Origin of the sequence: Sulfurospirillum sp. MES, assembly GCF_000789415.1 — a bacterium.
In the GTDB taxonomy this organism is placed as follows: Bacteria; Campylobacterota; Campylobacteria; order Campylobacterales; family Sulfurospirillaceae; genus Sulfurospirillum; species Sulfurospirillum cavolei.
On record NZ_JSEC01000001.1, the window covers coordinates 86,370 to 102,010 of the forward strand.

General features: G+C 42.8%; 17 protein-coding genes. 12 read left to right on the plus strand and 5 right to left on the minus strand.

Going from position 1 to position 15,641, the window contains the following annotated elements; all coding sequences use genetic code 11:
- Positions 1 to 11: 11 nt before the first annotated feature.
- Both OA34_RS00460 and OA34_RS13410 read right to left on the minus strand, forming a co-directional pair.
- Complete coding sequence (locus OA34_RS00460; RefSeq protein ID WP_039671870.1) at positions 12 to 1,703, minus strand: methyl-accepting chemotaxis protein; 1,692 nt, start codon at positions 1,701 to 1,703, stop codon at positions 12 to 14.
- Between the two features lie 32 nt (positions 1,704 to 1,735).
- On the minus strand, positions 1,736 to 1,867 hold the full coding sequence (locus OA34_RS13410; RefSeq protein ID WP_286682773.1) for a hypothetical protein: 132 nt from the start codon (positions 1,865 to 1,867) through the stop codon (positions 1,736 to 1,738).
- Between OA34_RS13410 and OA34_RS00465 the strand changes: the two genes are divergently transcribed.
- Together OA34_RS00465 and OA34_RS00470 are read left to right on the plus strand one after the other, a co-directional pair.
- Positions 1,866 to 2,996, plus strand: coding sequence for an MFS transporter (locus OA34_RS00465; protein WP_286682774.1), 1,131 nt, complete (start codon positions 1,866 to 1,868; stop codon positions 2,994 to 2,996). The two genes, OA34_RS13410 and OA34_RS00465, sit on opposite strands and share 2 nt — an antisense overlap.
- A gap of 70 nt (positions 2,997 to 3,066) precedes the next feature.
- Positions 3,067 to 3,387, plus strand: coding sequence for a hypothetical protein (locus tag OA34_RS00470; RefSeq protein WP_286682775.1), 321 nt, complete (start codon positions 3,067 to 3,069; stop codon positions 3,385 to 3,387).
- A gap of 35 nt (positions 3,388 to 3,422) precedes the next feature.
- Here OA34_RS00470 and OA34_RS00475 read toward each other — a convergent pair whose 3' ends face one another.
- Positions 3,423 to 4,061 carry a class I SAM-dependent methyltransferase gene (locus OA34_RS00475; protein WP_286682776.1) on the minus strand — a complete coding sequence of 213 codons (639 nt, stop codon included), beginning with the start codon at positions 4,059 to 4,061 and terminating at the stop codon, positions 3,423 to 3,425.
- 128 nt (positions 4,062 to 4,189) lie between these two features.
- Between OA34_RS00475 and OA34_RS00480 the strand changes: the two genes are divergently transcribed.
- From OA34_RS00480 to OA34_RS00505, 6 genes are all read left to right on the plus strand, one after another.
- A complete protein-coding gene (locus OA34_RS00480) occupies positions 4,190 to 5,350 on the plus strand; it encodes an ABC transporter substrate-binding protein (RefSeq protein WP_039671872.1) in 1,161 nt (386 codons plus the stop codon).
- A complete protein-coding gene (locus OA34_RS00485) occupies positions 5,343 to 6,965 on the plus strand; it encodes a sensor histidine kinase (protein ID WP_039671873.1) in 1,623 nt (540 codons plus the stop codon). The genes OA34_RS00480 and OA34_RS00485 overlap by 8 nt, the downstream gene beginning before the upstream one ends.
- Complete coding sequence (locus OA34_RS00490) at positions 6,966 to 7,628, plus strand: response regulator (RefSeq protein ID WP_039671874.1); 663 nt, start codon at positions 6,966 to 6,968, stop codon at positions 7,626 to 7,628.
- Positions 7,628 to 8,152 (plus strand): peptidylprolyl isomerase, encoded by a 525-nt coding sequence (locus tag OA34_RS00495; RefSeq protein WP_039672436.1) that lies wholly within the window; start codon positions 7,628 to 7,630, stop codon positions 8,150 to 8,152. Before OA34_RS00490 ends, OA34_RS00495 begins: the two co-directional genes overlap by 1 nt.
- Positions 8,153 to 8,199: 47 nt before the next feature.
- Positions 8,200 to 8,538, plus strand: coding sequence for a P-II family nitrogen regulator (locus tag OA34_RS00500; protein ID WP_039671875.1), 339 nt, complete (start codon positions 8,200 to 8,202; stop codon positions 8,536 to 8,538).
- 90 nt (positions 8,539 to 8,628) lie between these two features.
- Positions 8,629 to 9,813: an ammonium transporter gene (locus OA34_RS00505; protein ID WP_039671876.1), complete on the plus strand. Its 1,185-nt coding sequence runs from the start codon at positions 8,629 to 8,631 to the stop codon at positions 9,811 to 9,813.
- Between the two features lie 49 nt (positions 9,814 to 9,862).
- Here OA34_RS00505 and OA34_RS00510 read toward each other — a convergent pair whose 3' ends face one another.
- Positions 9,863 to 10,882 carry an aldo/keto reductase gene (locus OA34_RS00510; RefSeq protein WP_039671877.1) on the minus strand — a complete coding sequence of 340 codons (1,020 nt, stop codon included), beginning with the start codon at positions 10,880 to 10,882 and terminating at the stop codon, positions 9,863 to 9,865.
- An 81-nt stretch (positions 10,883 to 10,963) separates the two neighbouring features.
- Between OA34_RS00510 and pyrC the strand changes: the two genes are divergently transcribed.
- From pyrC to OA34_RS00530, 4 genes are read left to right on the plus strand one after another with little or no spacing between them, the layout of a single operon-like run.
- Entirely contained in the window at positions 10,964 to 11,971 is a 1,008-nt protein-coding gene (gene pyrC, locus OA34_RS00515; protein ID WP_039671878.1) for a dihydroorotase, read from the plus strand.
- Entirely contained in the window at positions 11,961 to 12,626 is a 666-nt protein-coding gene (locus OA34_RS00520; protein WP_039671879.1) for a response regulator transcription factor, read from the plus strand. The genes pyrC and OA34_RS00520 overlap by 11 nt, the downstream gene beginning before the upstream one ends.
- 34 nt (positions 12,627 to 12,660) lie before the next feature.
- Positions 12,661 to 13,461, plus strand: coding sequence for a sensor histidine kinase (locus OA34_RS00525; RefSeq protein ID WP_286682777.1), 801 nt, complete (start codon positions 12,661 to 12,663; stop codon positions 13,459 to 13,461).
- A gap of 36 nt (positions 13,462 to 13,497) precedes the next feature.
- A complete protein-coding gene (locus OA34_RS00530) occupies positions 13,498 to 14,646 on the plus strand; it encodes a PilZ domain-containing protein (RefSeq protein WP_039671881.1) in 1,149 nt (382 codons plus the stop codon).
- A 28-nt stretch (positions 14,647 to 14,674) separates the two neighbouring features.
- Here OA34_RS00530 and OA34_RS00535 read toward each other — a convergent pair whose 3' ends face one another.
- Positions 14,675 to 15,640 carry an amino acid ABC transporter permease gene (locus OA34_RS00535; protein WP_039671882.1) on the minus strand — a complete coding sequence of 322 codons (966 nt, stop codon included), beginning with the start codon at positions 15,638 to 15,640 and terminating at the stop codon, positions 14,675 to 14,677.
- Between the last annotated feature and the right edge of the window lies 1 nt (position 15,641).

A 15,641-nucleotide genomic window follows, 5' to 3' on the forward strand; every position in this document is an offset into this window, starting at 1 on the left:
GATGGAATTCCTTACGTTCGAAACTCCGAGAGTTTAAGATTTAAGGTTTCGGTCATGCGACTGAGATGCTCTGCCGCGCCGGCAATTTCTTCGACGCTTCTGGCATTTTGGCTTGAAATATCGTTGATTTGATTGACGTTGGCGATCATGGTTTCGATGTCCGAACCGGTTTTAAGGTAATTTTGAGTTGTTTTATCGGAGACAAGCGTTGCGTTGTTCATCACGGAGAACATACCGTTAATTTTGACCTCAACCGTGCTTGCCGCTTCCGCTAACGATTCTACTTTTTGAGAGTTGCTCGTCATACGTTCGCTACTGTCGACGATGGATTGGACGATAACGTTAATCGTCGCATTAATTTCTTGAAGGCTCTTTTGCGTACGCTCGGCAAGCTTGCGCACTTCATCGGCGACAACCGCAAAGCCTCGTCCGTGTTCTCCCGCGCGTGCCGCTTCGATGGCGGCATTGAGGGCAAGTAAATTGGTCTGATCGGCAATATCGCCGATGACGACCAAGACCTCTTTCACTTGTTCGGCGTCATGGCTGAGTTGTTGAATCTTTTGTGCTAGTTCGATTTCGGTTTGGGCACTGTTTTGAATCTCTTGCGTGAGCGTTAAAATCGCTTGGTTTGCGTCTTTTAAGAAGGCATTGGCTTTGGTAAGCTCCTCTTTCCCCTCTGTTGCTTCGTGAATGCCCGTACTCAATTCATTTTTAAGACCGAGTGCTTTGGTTGTGGTGTCGCCGACGATTTGCATGGACGTCTCGACGGCTCGTCCGACTTGTAAAGAAGTAGAGGAGAGTTCGTGCGAAATGGACGAATTCTCGTTAGAAAGCCCTTTGGCTTCACTGATCAGTAGGCGTACTTTTTCGATAAACGCATTAATACTACGGCTGGCTTGAGCAATTTCGTCGTTACCGATAATGTCTAGTTTTCGCGTCAAATCGCCCTCGCCGCTTGAAAGATTGTCGGCTCGTTGCATCAATCGTACCAATGGATTTGAAATCGTCTTTTTGATAATAAATACGGTTGAAAAAACGCTTACAAGCACTAAGACGGTCGCAATCGCTAAGAAGGTTTTGATTTGCGAGGAGAGGGTATCGTCGATCTCTTTATGTAAAAGGGCAATCTCTTTTTCCACGTTATCGACATAAATACCCGTACCCATTGTCCAGTTGTAAGGTTCAAAAGGCATAGCGTAGGCAAATTTTAAAAGAGGTTGTCCGTCTTTGCTTTTGGGGAATTCGTATTTGACCAATCCTCCTCCTCTTTGCGCCGCATGAATAAGTTCTTGAACAAAAGGAACACCTTTGGAATCTTTCAATCCGATAAGGTTTTTCCCTTCCAAGGTTTTATTGGTCGGTAAAAGTACGTTAGTCCCGTCTTGTTGATAGACAAAAAAATAACCGCTTTTATCGTTAAAAAAGCGAGGATCGTTCAGCTTTTCTAAAATAGCTTCTTTGATTTTTTCATCACTAATGCCCTTGGCTTTTTGGGAATTATAAATAGACATAGCCGTTTGGCGCATTAAATCCATAATGGTTTTGAGCTCGTTTTCATGAAACGCATAAGCACTTTTTTGATAGTGTTCAAGAAAAAATCGAGCATTTTTTTGTGTATTGAGGTAAGTCATAGCAATGATGGAACCGCCGAGAAAGCTTAACGAGAGAATCAGAGAGATTAAAATACGCGTTGAAATTTTCATATTCGATTCCTTTTTCGAAGGTATTAGCCGTTTCATTGTAGCATAAAATCGGCATAGCCCTCGTGCGGGAAAAGCGATACAATAGCGTTTTGAAAAAAAGAGGTAAAAATGAAACGGTACGTTAACGTGTTATATTCGTATGCGGCATTACGGCGATTAAGCATGATCCAACTCATTTGTTATTTCGGTGCATGGTTTAGCCATATGGCGATTTACACGTTGCTTATCGAACTGCATGCTCCGGTTTGGGCTTTAAGCGCGGCGGCAGCATTTACGTTTTTACCTTCCATGCTTTTAGCTCCTTTTAGCGGAGCAATTATCGATAAAGTCGACACGAAACGATTGATGTTAAGTTTAACGATCATTGAGATCGTCACGGTTTTTTTCTTACTCTTTATCGACTCTTTAGAGATGTTGTGGTGGCTTTTAGCTCTTATTTTTATCCGTATGGGCGTCGGAAGTATCTATTTTCAAACGGAAATGTCGCTTTTGCCGAAGCTCTTAGGAAACGACGACCTTAAAATCGCCAATGAGATTCATTCTATCATTTGGTCGATTTCATATGCGCTCGGTATGGCTGTTGCGGGATTTTATATTCACTATTTTGGAACGACGAGCGCATTTGTCGCCGATATGCTTTTGTATTGCGTCGGATTTTACCTGCTCTTGGGGCTCAAGCTTCCTACGCTTAAAGTTCACACGCTCTTTTCTATTCAAGAGATGATCGTCGGCGGATTTTTGTATCTCAAAGCGCATCCGAAGTTAATGCACTTGATCGCCTTACATGCCAGCGTCGGGTTAAGTGCTTACGATGCTTTGATTGCCTTATTGGCGGATTACGAGTATAAGCATCTTTTGTCGATTCCTCTCGTGATGGGTTTTATCAATGCATCTCGTGCCGTTTCGTTGGTAGCGGGTCAGTTTATCTTGGGACGCTGGATGAGTCAAAAGACGCTTTTTTACGCTTTGGTGTTGCAAGGTGTAAGTATCATCGTATGGGGTTTGTTGCAACATGATTTTTATTGGAGTTTCCTCGGCGTCGTCTTGTGCGGACTCTTTACGACGGCACTTTGGTCGTATACCTATACGCTTTTACAGTACGAGACGCACGAAGCGTATTACGGTAGAGTCGTTGCCTATAACGATATGGTTTTTATGGGAATGAGTACGCTCGTTTCATTTGCGATCGGAGCACTTTTTGAGTGGGGAATGGCGTTGTGGATGATTACGTGTTGTTTGGGAGTCGGATTCATTGTGTTTGGGTTTTATTGGCGATGGATTCAACGGCTATAATTTCAAATTTCACGAATAATTCACGATTTTACGCTAGAATTTCACTGTAAAAATTAAAAAGGAGTATCCAATGAAAATCGTAAAAATGAGTTTAGTTTCTATCCTTTTGGTACTCAGTGCAAGTACAAGCTCTTATGCATGGGGTGATAGAGAACAAGGAGCACTTATCGGTGCGGGAGCCGCTATTTTATTGGGAAGCATGATTAATAATGCCGCACAACAACCTCGCTATGTTGAAAACCGCCCCGTTTACGTTGAAAGTCGTCCCGTTTATTACGAGACAAGACCGACCGTCGTGTATCGAGAACCGTATGTCAGAGAGAGAGTTATTGTGATCGATCGACCGTCTCATCGTTATCATGACGAGTACTATCGTCCTTATTACCGTTAATCCAAAATTTACCACCGGAAAAGGTAGCCCTCACGCTACCTTTTCCTTAAAACCGCTATCCGTCTTCCATCAGTTTTAATCATTTCAAAGCCACACCGTTTTGCCATTATTTCGATTGTTTTGGGTGTGTAAAACGTAATATGCGTCGGATCGCGACGATACCACCATTGAAAAAAATCCGCTTGCGTTTTTGGATGAAACAGCGTCATCAAAGCAACGATTCCGCCTTGATGCACATGTACAGTTAATTCGTTTAAAATTGCGATCGGATCGTCGAGGTGTTCGAAAACTTCGGTTGAGGTGATGCCGTCGTAGATTCGATCGGTGTAGATTTTTTGAGGCTGATACCATTTGTCGTAACAATCGACGCGGACGTTTCGTCTGTGTAAAAGTTCGCTTAAAACGGGAGTCGGACCGGAACCGAAATCCAACAAACTCTCTTTGGCATGTAAAGTATCCCAAAAAAAATCGATGAAGTTTTCGAACATACGCACGTAGCCTTCGTTTTCCAAAGAATTGTGATGGTTCGCGTAAATGTTTTGTTCCGTTTCCGACGAAGGATAAAACCGTGCATCAAGAAAAATACCTTCGCAATGCGGGCAGGTATAATAGTCGTGCGCGTATTGCGGATCTTTCCATAATACGGTTTCGAAATTGCAAATTTTACATCTCATTTTTTAACTCTTTATGTTTTTTTGCAAAAAAATGCTTTAAGTAAATATTTTTTTACTAAATTAAGCACTTCTATAAAAAATAATTGCTATTATAGCCGCTAAAATATTTTTTACGGACATCAAACCAGATGCGTAGACTCATCGGAGCGATCCTCGTCGCTTCTTTTTTATTTATACCCTACTATCTTTCACATGTTACGTTTGAAGGTAATATCATACGTTTAGGCATGAGCGGTCCTTTTAGCGGCGGGCTTAATAGCGTAGGTAACCAATTTCTCCTCGGTGCGGAAATTTATCTCAAAAATTTGAACGATAAAGGCGGCGTGTACGGTCGTAAAATAGAGATTATCGCTAAAGACGATCGTTATGAGCCTAAAATTGCCGTGGAAAACGTGAACGAATTGATTGAAAAAGAGAAAATTTTTGCGCTTTTCGGCATTATCGGTACGCCCGTTGCCGAAGCGATTTTTCCCATCGCCGTGGAAAAACGCATTCCGTTCGTGGGTGCTTATTCGGGAGCCGAGTTTTTACGCAATCCTCCCAATCCGATCGTCTTAAACGCACGCGCCGGCGATTTGGATGAGATCGAACGTTTGGTAAAGTATTATGCCGAAGAGCAAAAATACAAGCGATTCGCACTTTTTTACCAAAACGACAGTTACGGAAGAGCCGGACTTAAAGGCGTTAAAACCGCACTTGCTAAGCGCAATCTCGTCTTGGTAGGAGAGGGCAGCTATAAGCGCAACACGCTTTCGGTGGGCAATGCGCTTTATGAAATAGAACAGTGCAATCCGGAAGTTATTTTGATGATCGGCTCGACCAACGCGGCCGCCGAGTTTATCAAACGTGCGCGCAAAAGCCACAAAATCAGAAAAGAAGTACGCTTTGGACTCTCATCGTTTATGGAGCCCAAACCACTCATTGATCTTTTGGAAGGTAACGGAGAGGGCATCGTCTTCGCGCAAGTCGTTCCTTCGCCTTGGACGTCCGATGTCGACGAGGTTGAAAATTATCGTACGTTGATGCGCCAATATTATCCTAAAGAGCGTTTAAGCCATGTCTCGCTTGAGGGGTATTTTGCGGCACGTATGATTGCCGAAGTGTTTAAAACCTTAGGGCCGGAATTTACGAAAGACCAATTTATTCAGGCTTTGGGGGAGTTTTCCAAAACCCTGGATGAAGACGGCATCTCTAAAAACAGGGACGAACGTTGTAAGTGCTTGCATCGCGTGCATTTGAGCGAATACGTCGACGATGATTTTTATTCGGTAGGAAAAGACGATGAGTAACGATACCCGCACGCCTTTTCATGATTTTATGAGTAGCATCGACGAGATGACGATTGCTAAAAAAACAACGCTTCTTTTTTTGATTATGGTCGTAGGGATGTTTTTTATCGGGAGTTTTGCTCATATGAGCATCAACCGTATTAAAAATAATTTCGATATTTTGTATACGAAGCGAATGCTTCCGACGATTCGATTGGAAAACTTGAAAGACATTTACACGGTCAATATCCTAGATACGATTCGCGACATCGAAAAGGGCAATATTTCCGCACATGAGGGAAAGGTCGTCATCGCTTTAGCGCAAGAGTTGATTCAGATCGAACTGCAAGAATATAAAAGTAGTTTGGGTATCGACGAGAGCGATTGGTTGATTAAATTGGCGCGTTCGTGGGGCATTTTTAAAGAAAACCATCCGAACCATTTTCCGACAAAAGAAGACGACGTTCTCACGTCTAAAATCGAACAAAAAATCCACACGATTGACGGTATTTTATTAAAAATGTTCAGTTATTTTGAGACGAAGCAGACGTTTAAAGCGATTGAAACCTTGCAAAACGAACTGTATCCAAGCGTCTATTCGATTAATATCGACTTAACGGGCTTGATCAATATGAATCTTGATAATGCCAAAGAAGGTTACGCTCGAACTGAAAAAGTCTACGATAATACTTTTGAATGGATCGTGGTTGCAACGATCGGTACGATCGCTTTTGCCGCCTTACTCGCCATCGTGTTGCTTCAAAATATTCGTTTATTGCATACGAAACTTGCCAAGATGGTAGACGAAAAGACGCAAGAACTGCAACAACTGAACCGCGATTTGGAACTCAAAGTCCAGTACGAAGTCGAACAAAGCCGTAAAAAAGACCAAATCATGTTTCGCCAATCAAGACTGGCTTCTATGGGTGAAATGATCGGTAATATCGCCCATCAATGGCGGCAACCTCTCAACGCGATCGTTTTGGTGGTTCAGAGTTTTCAGATGAAACGAATGGCGGGATTGGAACTAAGCGACGCGTTTATCGATAAACAAGTCAAAGAAGGTATCGAATTGGCTTCGCTGATGTCGCACACGATTGACGATTTTCGTAATTTTTTCAAGCCCAATCACAGTGAAGAGCGTTTTAGCGTCAAATCGATCGTTCAATACAGCATCAATCTCGTGAAAGAGTATTACGAAAAAGCGGGGATCGAAATTTTGTTATACGATAGTGCAAGCGTTGAAGTGAGGGGCTATCCTAATGAATTTTCGCAAGTCATGATGAATTTGCTCTCCAATGCCAAAGATGCCTTGGAAGAGCGAGGCATTGCTACGAAACTGATCGAAGTTTCTATCACGAAAGAGGGCGATAATGCGCTTATCGGTGTTATCGACAACGGCGGCGGCATTTGCGATGAGGTTTTAGACCGGATGTTTGAACCGTATTTTACGACCAAGCACAAATCTTCGGGAACGGGAATCGGGCTTTACATGTCAAAACAAATTATCGAAAAACAGATGCAAGGAACCATCAACGGAGCGAACATCGCTTATACGTTTCAAAATGCGCAACATTACGAGCAGTGTGCGATGATTACGATCGTCATCCCTTTAGATAAACAAGAGGAGTCATAAATGGATTTTAACGGGTTAAAAGATTGCGTTGTTTTGTATGTCGAAGACGAAAAATCGGTACAGACGCAAACGCAAATGATTTTAAAAGATTTCGTCAAAGAAGTCTATTTGGCTAACAACGGAGCGGAAGGGTTAAAAATTGCCCTTGAAAAAGAGATCGACATTATCGTGACCGATATTTTAATGCCGGATATGAACGGTATCGAAATGCTGAAAAAGCTCAAAAATGAGCATCAACGCGAGATTCCTGCGATTATCACGACGGCATTTACGGAGACGGAGTATTTGATAGAAGCGATTGCGCTTAAAGTAGACGGCTTTATTATGAAACCGATTAACGTGAAAGATTTAATTAGCAATATTTACACCACGATGTTACCGAAACTTCACAATAAAGAGCTGCAAGGATGTTCGTTTATTATTGAAGGGCTTGCGGCGTTGATCGGAGGTAAAAAAATTGAAATCTTACGGTACATCATTAACCACTTGGACGAAAATAAAATTTTTAACGGTTCATATCAAGACATTATTGACAATATCGGCGTAAGTAAGCCGACGGTGGTTCATATGTTTCAACAGTTAATTAAAGTCGGCATTTTGGAAAAAGTCAAAAATAAAATGTATCGTTTTCGCAATACGAAACTGATCGGAGAATCTTTATGATGGTAAGAGCATTTGTGATTTCGGCGTTATTGGGTTTTTTGAGTTTGGCATCGGCGGCGCATGAAGTTGTTTTTGAGACGACGCAAGGCAAAATCGTTTTTGCGTTAAAACCCGAAATTGCACCCAAAGCGTGTGAAAATTTCGAGGGTTTGGTCAAAAAAGGCTACTACGACGGCATCACCTTTCATCGTATTATCAAAAATTTTATGGTTCAAGGCGGAGATCCGACCGGAACGGGCATGGGTGGTCAATCGATTTACGGACATGCGTTTGAGGATGAGTTTAAACCGAACGTCGTTTTTGACAAAGCAGGTATTTTAGCGATGGCAAATGCCGGGCGCAATACGAACGGAAGTCAATTTTTCATTACGACCGTACCAACGCCTCACCTTAACGGAAGGCATACGATTTTTGGAGAGGTCGTCGAGGGAATAGAAACACTCAAAAAACTGGAAAACGTTGCGACGGATCGACAAGACAGACCGCTTGAGTCACAAAAAATTCTCAAAGCGTATTTAAAATAATTTAAGATACAATAGCTCAATTTTGAACGTTACGAGGAGAGATAAGGATGAAAAAGATCGAAGCAATTATTAAACCTTTCAAACTAGAAGAGGTCAAAGATGCATTGGGAAGCATCGAAGTAACCGGTATGACCGTTCATGAAGTCAAAGGGTACGGCAGACAACAAGGCCATTCCGAACTTTACAGAGGTGCGGAGTACGTGGTCGACTTTTTACCCAAAATTAAAATCGACATCGTCGTAGCTGATGAAAATGTAGACAAAGTTATCGCAACGATTACCGAAGCCGCAAAGACCGGTAAAATAGGCGATGGAAAGATATTTGTAAGTGAAGTCGAGCGCATTATTCGTATTCGAACCGGTGAAGAAAACGAGGACGCTATCTAGAAACGAGTGTCGAGTGATTAAATTTTAATCACTCGGACTTCCTGCATTTTTGTACAATCCTCCATTACATTTTATTTAAGGGCACGTGTAATGGAACTCTCGCATCTTCAGTATGTTATCGATACTCTCTTTTTACTTTTCACGGCGGTTTTAATTATTTTGATGGTTCCCGGATTTGCTATGTTGGAAGCGGGGCTTGTTCGCGGTAAAAACGTTTCGGCGGTCTTGACGGGAAACGTACTTTTGTACGCCATTACGTCGTTCGTCTTTTTGCTATGGGGCTACAACGTTATGTTCGGCGGAGACGGTTTTTTCCTCTCGGGCGTTTCGACGCAGGGATATAGTGCATATGCCTATTTTTTCTTTCAGATGGCGTTTGTGAGTAAAAGCGTTTCGATTATGAGCGGCGGCGTGAGCGAGCGTATTCGCATCATTCCGTTTATGATTTTTGCGGTCTGTATGAGTGGATTTCTCTATCCTGTCGTCGGGCGTGCAATTTGGGGCGGAGGTTTTTTAAGCGACGTTCACGATCTTGCCGGTTGTACGGTCATCCATTCCGTGGGAGGCTGGGCACTTTTAGCGGGTATTTTGGTTTTGGGCGCACGAAGAGGTCGTTACGGCAAGGAAGGGCAAGTTCGTGCTATTCCGGCATCGAATATCCCACTCGTGACGCTCGGTGCGATGTTACTTTGGATCGGATGGTTCGGCTTTAACGGCGGAAGCGCGTTTCATATTGCAACCGATAAAGAAGCGGCCGATTTGGTAGGATTGATTATCGTCAATACCAATACCGCAGGACTTGCCGGAGCGATCGTCGCGGCATGCATCGTTTATATTCAATATAAAAAACTGGATATTACGATGATTTTAAACGGCGCGTTAGGCGGCTTGGTTGCCATTACCGCCGGAGCGGACGTCGTAGGTCTTTGGGAGCCGATCTTCATCGGTGCTATCGGCGGAGCACTGGTCGTGTTTGCCGTACCGCTTTTCGATAAACTTCAAATCGACGATCCGGTAGGTGCGTTGTCGGTACATTTGGTCAACGGAATTTGGGGTACGATTGCCGTGGCGATTTTTGCCGATTTTTCATTGACGACGCAACTGAAAGGCATCGTTGTGACGGGCGTGTTCGTTTTCCCTCTCTCCTACGTTATTTTCAGAGGCATTCAAAAAGTCGTGGGACTACGAAGCGATGAAGAACACGAATACGTCGGGCTCGACGTTGAAGAGTGCGGTTTAGAAGCCTATCCCGAATTTGTGAAATCCAAAGCTTAAACACACGCTTACATGTAAGGATTTTTTCTTACATGTAAGTCTCCTTTCCTTACCCCAAAGGGTATAAAATCTCTTTTTGAACTTTCTCACATTCGTTTAATATCTCTGGGCTTAGTTTGAGATCAAAGGCTTTGAAACTCTCTTCAAGTTGACTCGCATAGCGCGCGCCGATAATGGTAGACGCGACAAAGTCAAAATGCATACTCCAAGCAACCGCCAAGGTTACAGGGCTCATGCCGTATTTTTGAGCGATTTCGATATATTTTGCCGTTGCCGCGAGTGATTTTTCATTGACAAATCGGCTATACATGGCTCTTTGTCGCGCTTCGCCTGCATTGAGGTATTCACCAAAACGTGTTTTAGGGTCGATAAATGCTTGGTTGTATTTACCGCTTAAGACGCCGCCACCGATGGGAGAATAGGGTAAAAGAGAGACTTTCTCCTTACGACACGCATTGGCAAGTTCGTCTAGAAAACGAGGGTTTAACAGTGAAAAATTGTTTTGAATGGACTCAAAACGGGAAAGCTTTTCATACTGTGCGATGGTGTTGGATTTGGTGAGTCCATACGTCGTGTCATTGGATGTTCCAAGGTAACGTACTTTTCCGCTTTTGACCAGTTCATCTAGTGCACGCATCGACTCTTCTTTGGGCACGATTTCATCAGGCCAATGAACTTGATAAAGGTCGATGTAGTCGGTTTTAAGGCGTTTTAAACTTCCCTCAACGGCTCTCTGTGTGTGAAAACGATCGATCGCCGTGTAGCCGTGACGAATGGGCGGTACAAACCAACCGTTTGCCGCACCTGCCATTTTCGTCGCTAAGATGATGCTCTCACGCGGTTTGGTGGCAAGCCACTCGGAGATAATACGCTCCGTCTCGCCCGCGTAATCACTGCGTGGAGGTACCGGGTAAAGTTCAGCGGTATCAAAAAAGTTGATACCCCGCTCATACGCAGTATCGAGGATTTTAAAGGATTCTGCCTTGTCACTCCAACTTCCAAAACTCATCGTTCCCATACAAATAGGGGTTACTCGTAAACCTGTCTTACCGATGTAGCGATATTCCATGACGATACCTTAACATTTTTGCTGAAAGTATAACATTTTGGGCTTGCTTTGCTATAATTAAAACAAAAAAGGGACTTTTCGATGACCCATACGCTGATTTCTCCTTTGGATATGCATCTGCATTTACGCGACGAAGAAATGCTTAATCTTGTAGCACCTTTAAGTGCTTACGGTTTTGCCGGAGCAATCGTCATGCCAAATCTTGTTCCTCCGATTACGACGATTGAAGCGGTTCTTGCTTACAAGGAACGTATCGTACGCGCAATCGGACAAAATCATTTTGAGCCTTTAATGACGCTTTTTTTTCGTAGCGATTATACGCGGGAGTTTTTAGAAAAAGCCGCTTTACATGTGAAGGCTTTAAAACTTTATCCATCCGGCATTACGACCAATTCTGAAGGCGGCGTGGCGAGTATGGACATCGAGCTACTGCGTCCCGTTTTAGAAGCAATGAGCGACTTGGGACTCGTCTTATGCGTTCACGGAGAAACGAACGGTTTTGTGATGGATCGAGAAAAAGAGTTTGCTTCGATTTACGAAAGTCTTGCCGAAGCGTTTCCAAAGCTCAAGATCGTTATGGAACATATCACTACCCAAGAGAGCGTAGCCCTTCTTGATCGCTATGAAAATTTGTATGCCACGGTAACGTTGCATCATTTGTTGATTACGCTGGACGACGTTGCCGGAGGAATGCTTCAACCGCATCTTTTTTGCAAGCCGATCGCCAAACGTTACGAAGATCGAGAAGCCCTTTTACATGTCAGTCTCGCGGCGCATCCTAAAGTGATGTTCGGAAGCGATTCGGCACCGCATCCGATTCACAAGAAAGAGTGTTGCGGATGTGCGGCAGGTGTTTTTACCGCACCCATCGCTTTGCAAGTGCTCACGGAACTCTTTGACAAACATAACGCATTAGCTTCGTTACAAGCGTTTGTAAGTAACAATGCACAAACCATTTACGGCTATAAAGCCCTTCATAAAGAGGTTGTTTTAGAAAAAACTCCTATGAAGGTAACACACGGTTACGGTAACGTTGTTCCAATGTTTGCAAACGAAACATTGGCATGGAGTATTCAACATGTCGTATAAACTTTTAATCTTAGAGGATAATGCGCTTTTGCTCAATACGCTAGAAGATTTTTTGAGCGAAAACGATTACACCTGTGTGTTGGTTCAAAACGGCAAAGAAGCACTGAAACGTTGTTACGAAGAGAAGTTCGATCTGTATCTTTTGGACGTGAAGGTTCCCGAAATGAACGGATTTGATTTTTTACGAGAGCTGAGGGCTTCGGGAGACAGAACGCCCGCGATTTTCGTCACTTCTTTAAACGATCAAGAGAGCTTAACGCAGGGGTTTACTTTGGGAGGCGACGATTATATTAAAAAGCCTTTTGATTTGGGTGAACTTTTGTTACGCATTCGCGCCATCTTAACGCGTGCAAAAGGGATTGTAGACGATTGGCTCGTTATCGATGAACACTATAAGCTCAATTTAGCGCGTAAGCGTCTTTTTTTCGACGACGAAGAGTTGGATGTGCATCTCAAAGACTTTGAGTTGTTGTATCTGTTGGTAAAAGAACGAGGCTATGTAGTCACCAAAGAGATGATTCATGAGCGATTGTGGAGCAGTAGCGAAGAGATGAACGAGGGGTCGATTCGCGTTTACGTCAACAATCTCAAAAAAATCTTCGGTAAAGAGAGCATTTCCAATATCAGAGGAATCGGGTATCGTTTTGAGAAGTAACGATCGAAAATTTCTCATCAAAACGGCGATAAGTTTGAGCATCAGCTTATTTATTTCGATGAGCTTTACCTTTATCCTGTGTTTGTGGATCGATTCATGGATGTGGATATTTGTGCTTAGTCTACTCTTTGCAAGCATCGTCGGCTATGTAACCGTGACGTATTGTCTCTCGACGCTTTTGAAAACCAATCGTTTTTTGGATATTTTGCTCAAAGATACGTTACACGAGCTCAATATTCCTCTTTCGGTGATTAAAGCAAATTTGCAAATGATTAGAGAAAACGAAAACGATCCGAAAAAGCAAAAGCGTTTGGAGCGGATTGCATTGGCAAGCGACGATTTATACGTGCTTTACAAAGAAGTGGATTATTACATCAAAAAAGAGATACAAGAAGTGGTAAAAGAACATTTTATCTTGGAAGATTTGCTCAATCGCATTATTGAAAAGCAAAAAGAGATGGCGCAAGACGTTGTTATTCAAACGCAAAACGTACATGTACAACTTTATGCGGATAAACACGGATTAGGCAAAGTCGTTTCGAATCTATTGCATAATGCCGTTAAATATAACAGAAATAATCGTCCGATCTCTATCGTATTTGATGCCGGAATCTTAACGATTCGGGATCAGGGAATCGGGATGAGCGAAGCAGAACTTTTCTTGGCTTTTGATCGCTATTACCAAGCCGATACGAGCAAAGAAGGGTACGGCATAGGATTGAGTCTTGTCAAAGCATATTGCGATGAATGTAAAATTCCTTTGCGTATTTTTTCCAAAAAAGAGGAAGGAACCAGCGTCGTTTTAGATATTTCCCGTCTCGTCGATACCGAATGATAGCTCCACTAAATTTACCGTAAGAGGAACATTTTCATGGAAAAAAAGAGTATTTCTCAAGACGAAAAAGAACTTTTTCTTATTAACCTCGCTCCGTTTGATCAGGAGTTAGAAACGGTTTTTTGCGATTATTTCGCGTGTCTTTATACCGATAGCGATACAAAGGTCTCACCTCTCGAAGCAAAAAAGGTTGCTTTGGCGACGTATCGAAGCTTGCTCCAATGCGAAAACGAAGTTCCGCAAGAACTTTTGGAGCATTTACGTTGCGGTAGTCGTGAATTGCATTATGTCGCTGCAAGGAGTTTTTTGTTTCTTCTTGAAAAATACGGCGAATTAAGCGAGCGGCATGTCAAGTGTCCGCAACTTGGGATTTTGATCGGATACGTCAACCGTTTTGTCGATGCCCTGCCAAGCGGTCTTCTTGAGAGCACGACATGTCAACCCTGCGACGCGTCGTTTGATACGGGCTTTAGTCAAGAGAGTATATTCACGCCGAGTAACACTCTGATTGACGTGTTTCAACGTATGCGAGGGGAAAAGCAAAAAATCACGTTTTTAAATCTCTATAAAGGCGTGCCTATCAGCTCGGAAGCGGAAATTATAGACATAGAAGACGAAAACGTTACGTTTAAGATCGATCGACTGCAAGAAATAGCGATGAAACTTGAAGCGCAAGCGTTTATCGTCAAAAATGAGTGGTTGAGTAAACACCTCAAAGCCGATATTATCGAGAGTAATTTTCAAACCAATACGATTGTGCTCAGTAATTTTACCTACCTTTTAAACATGCCGGCTATTCAAAGAGAATTTGTGCGCGTTCATCCCGATATTTTGGCGAAAGTCTATTTACGTCCTTCCCATAGCCTACCAACGTCGGGACGGCTATACGATCTTTCAATTAACGGTCTGGGTGTCGTTAGCAACGAAAATAACGGCATTTATGTCGGCGCAAAGGTAAGCGTAACGTTTGAGCTTAACAGTGCTACAATCGCAATTGACGGAGATAAAACGATTGAACTGCAAGGTGAAATCGTCAATATTATCGATTATCAAGGCTCGTTTCGTTACTGTATGCGAATTTTTCCCGATCGCATTATGAGCAAAAAGATTTTAAATTATATTTCCCAACGGGAAAAAGAGATTTTGGAAGATTTAAACCAAGAGTTGGAGGCGTATAGCGTATAAACAATACGGGTATGAAAGCCGGGAAAGCTTACATACCGCCTTGTTTTTTCATTCGAGATTCGATTTTGTGTCCGAGTGCCGTTAACGTAAATGTGATCGTAAAATAAACCGCCGCAACGATTAGCCATGTTTCAAACGGCGAAAAAGTATTGGCAACGATTTCGCGTCCGACTTTGGTCAAATCGGTAATGGAGATAACCGAAACCAACGAAGAGTCTTTGACAAGTGCTATCATCTCTCCTACCAACGTAGGCAAAGCACGTTTCAATGCTTGGGGCATAATGATATAAATCATTGTTTGCGTGTAGTTCATACCGAGCGATTTAGCGGCTTCGTATTGACCTTTATCGATCGATTGAATCGCTCCTCGCAATACTTCTGCGATATAAGCACCGAAGAAAAGACCGAGTGAAACGGCTCCCGCTAAAAAGCGTTCCAATTCAAAGATTGTCGCAATAATAAAATAAAAAATAAAAATTTGTACGAGTAGAGGCGTTCCGCGAATAATCGCGATGTAAACCGTAGCGATATCTTTTAGAAACTGTAAATGGGAAATTCTCATAAACGCTAAAAGCGCACCGATGGCAAATGCAAGGATTGCGGCTAATGCCGAAACCTCCAACGTTACGATCAAACCTTCGATCAGCGGTCCGGCTTTTAAGTAGGTTTTAGATGCAATAACGTCGTTTTCGTAGATATGATCGCCTTCTTGGACTTTTGACGAAAATCCTGGTTCGATAATGACTTCTTTACTATCGCTCGTACCTTGAACGATGATCGTATTGTTGCTCAAACGTACCGTACCGTCTATCGGTGAAGCAATCGTATCGGTTTGTTCGTAAGCAAAATATTTGGGAACGCTGGTCCATTTCCAAATATAGTTCATATTGGAAGCAGCCGTAAAAAGGAGATAGCCTAGTGTGACGTAAAACATAACGGCCACGACGTGGCCGAATGTTTTATTGTGTAAAAGTGGTTGTTTCTCTTTTGCCACT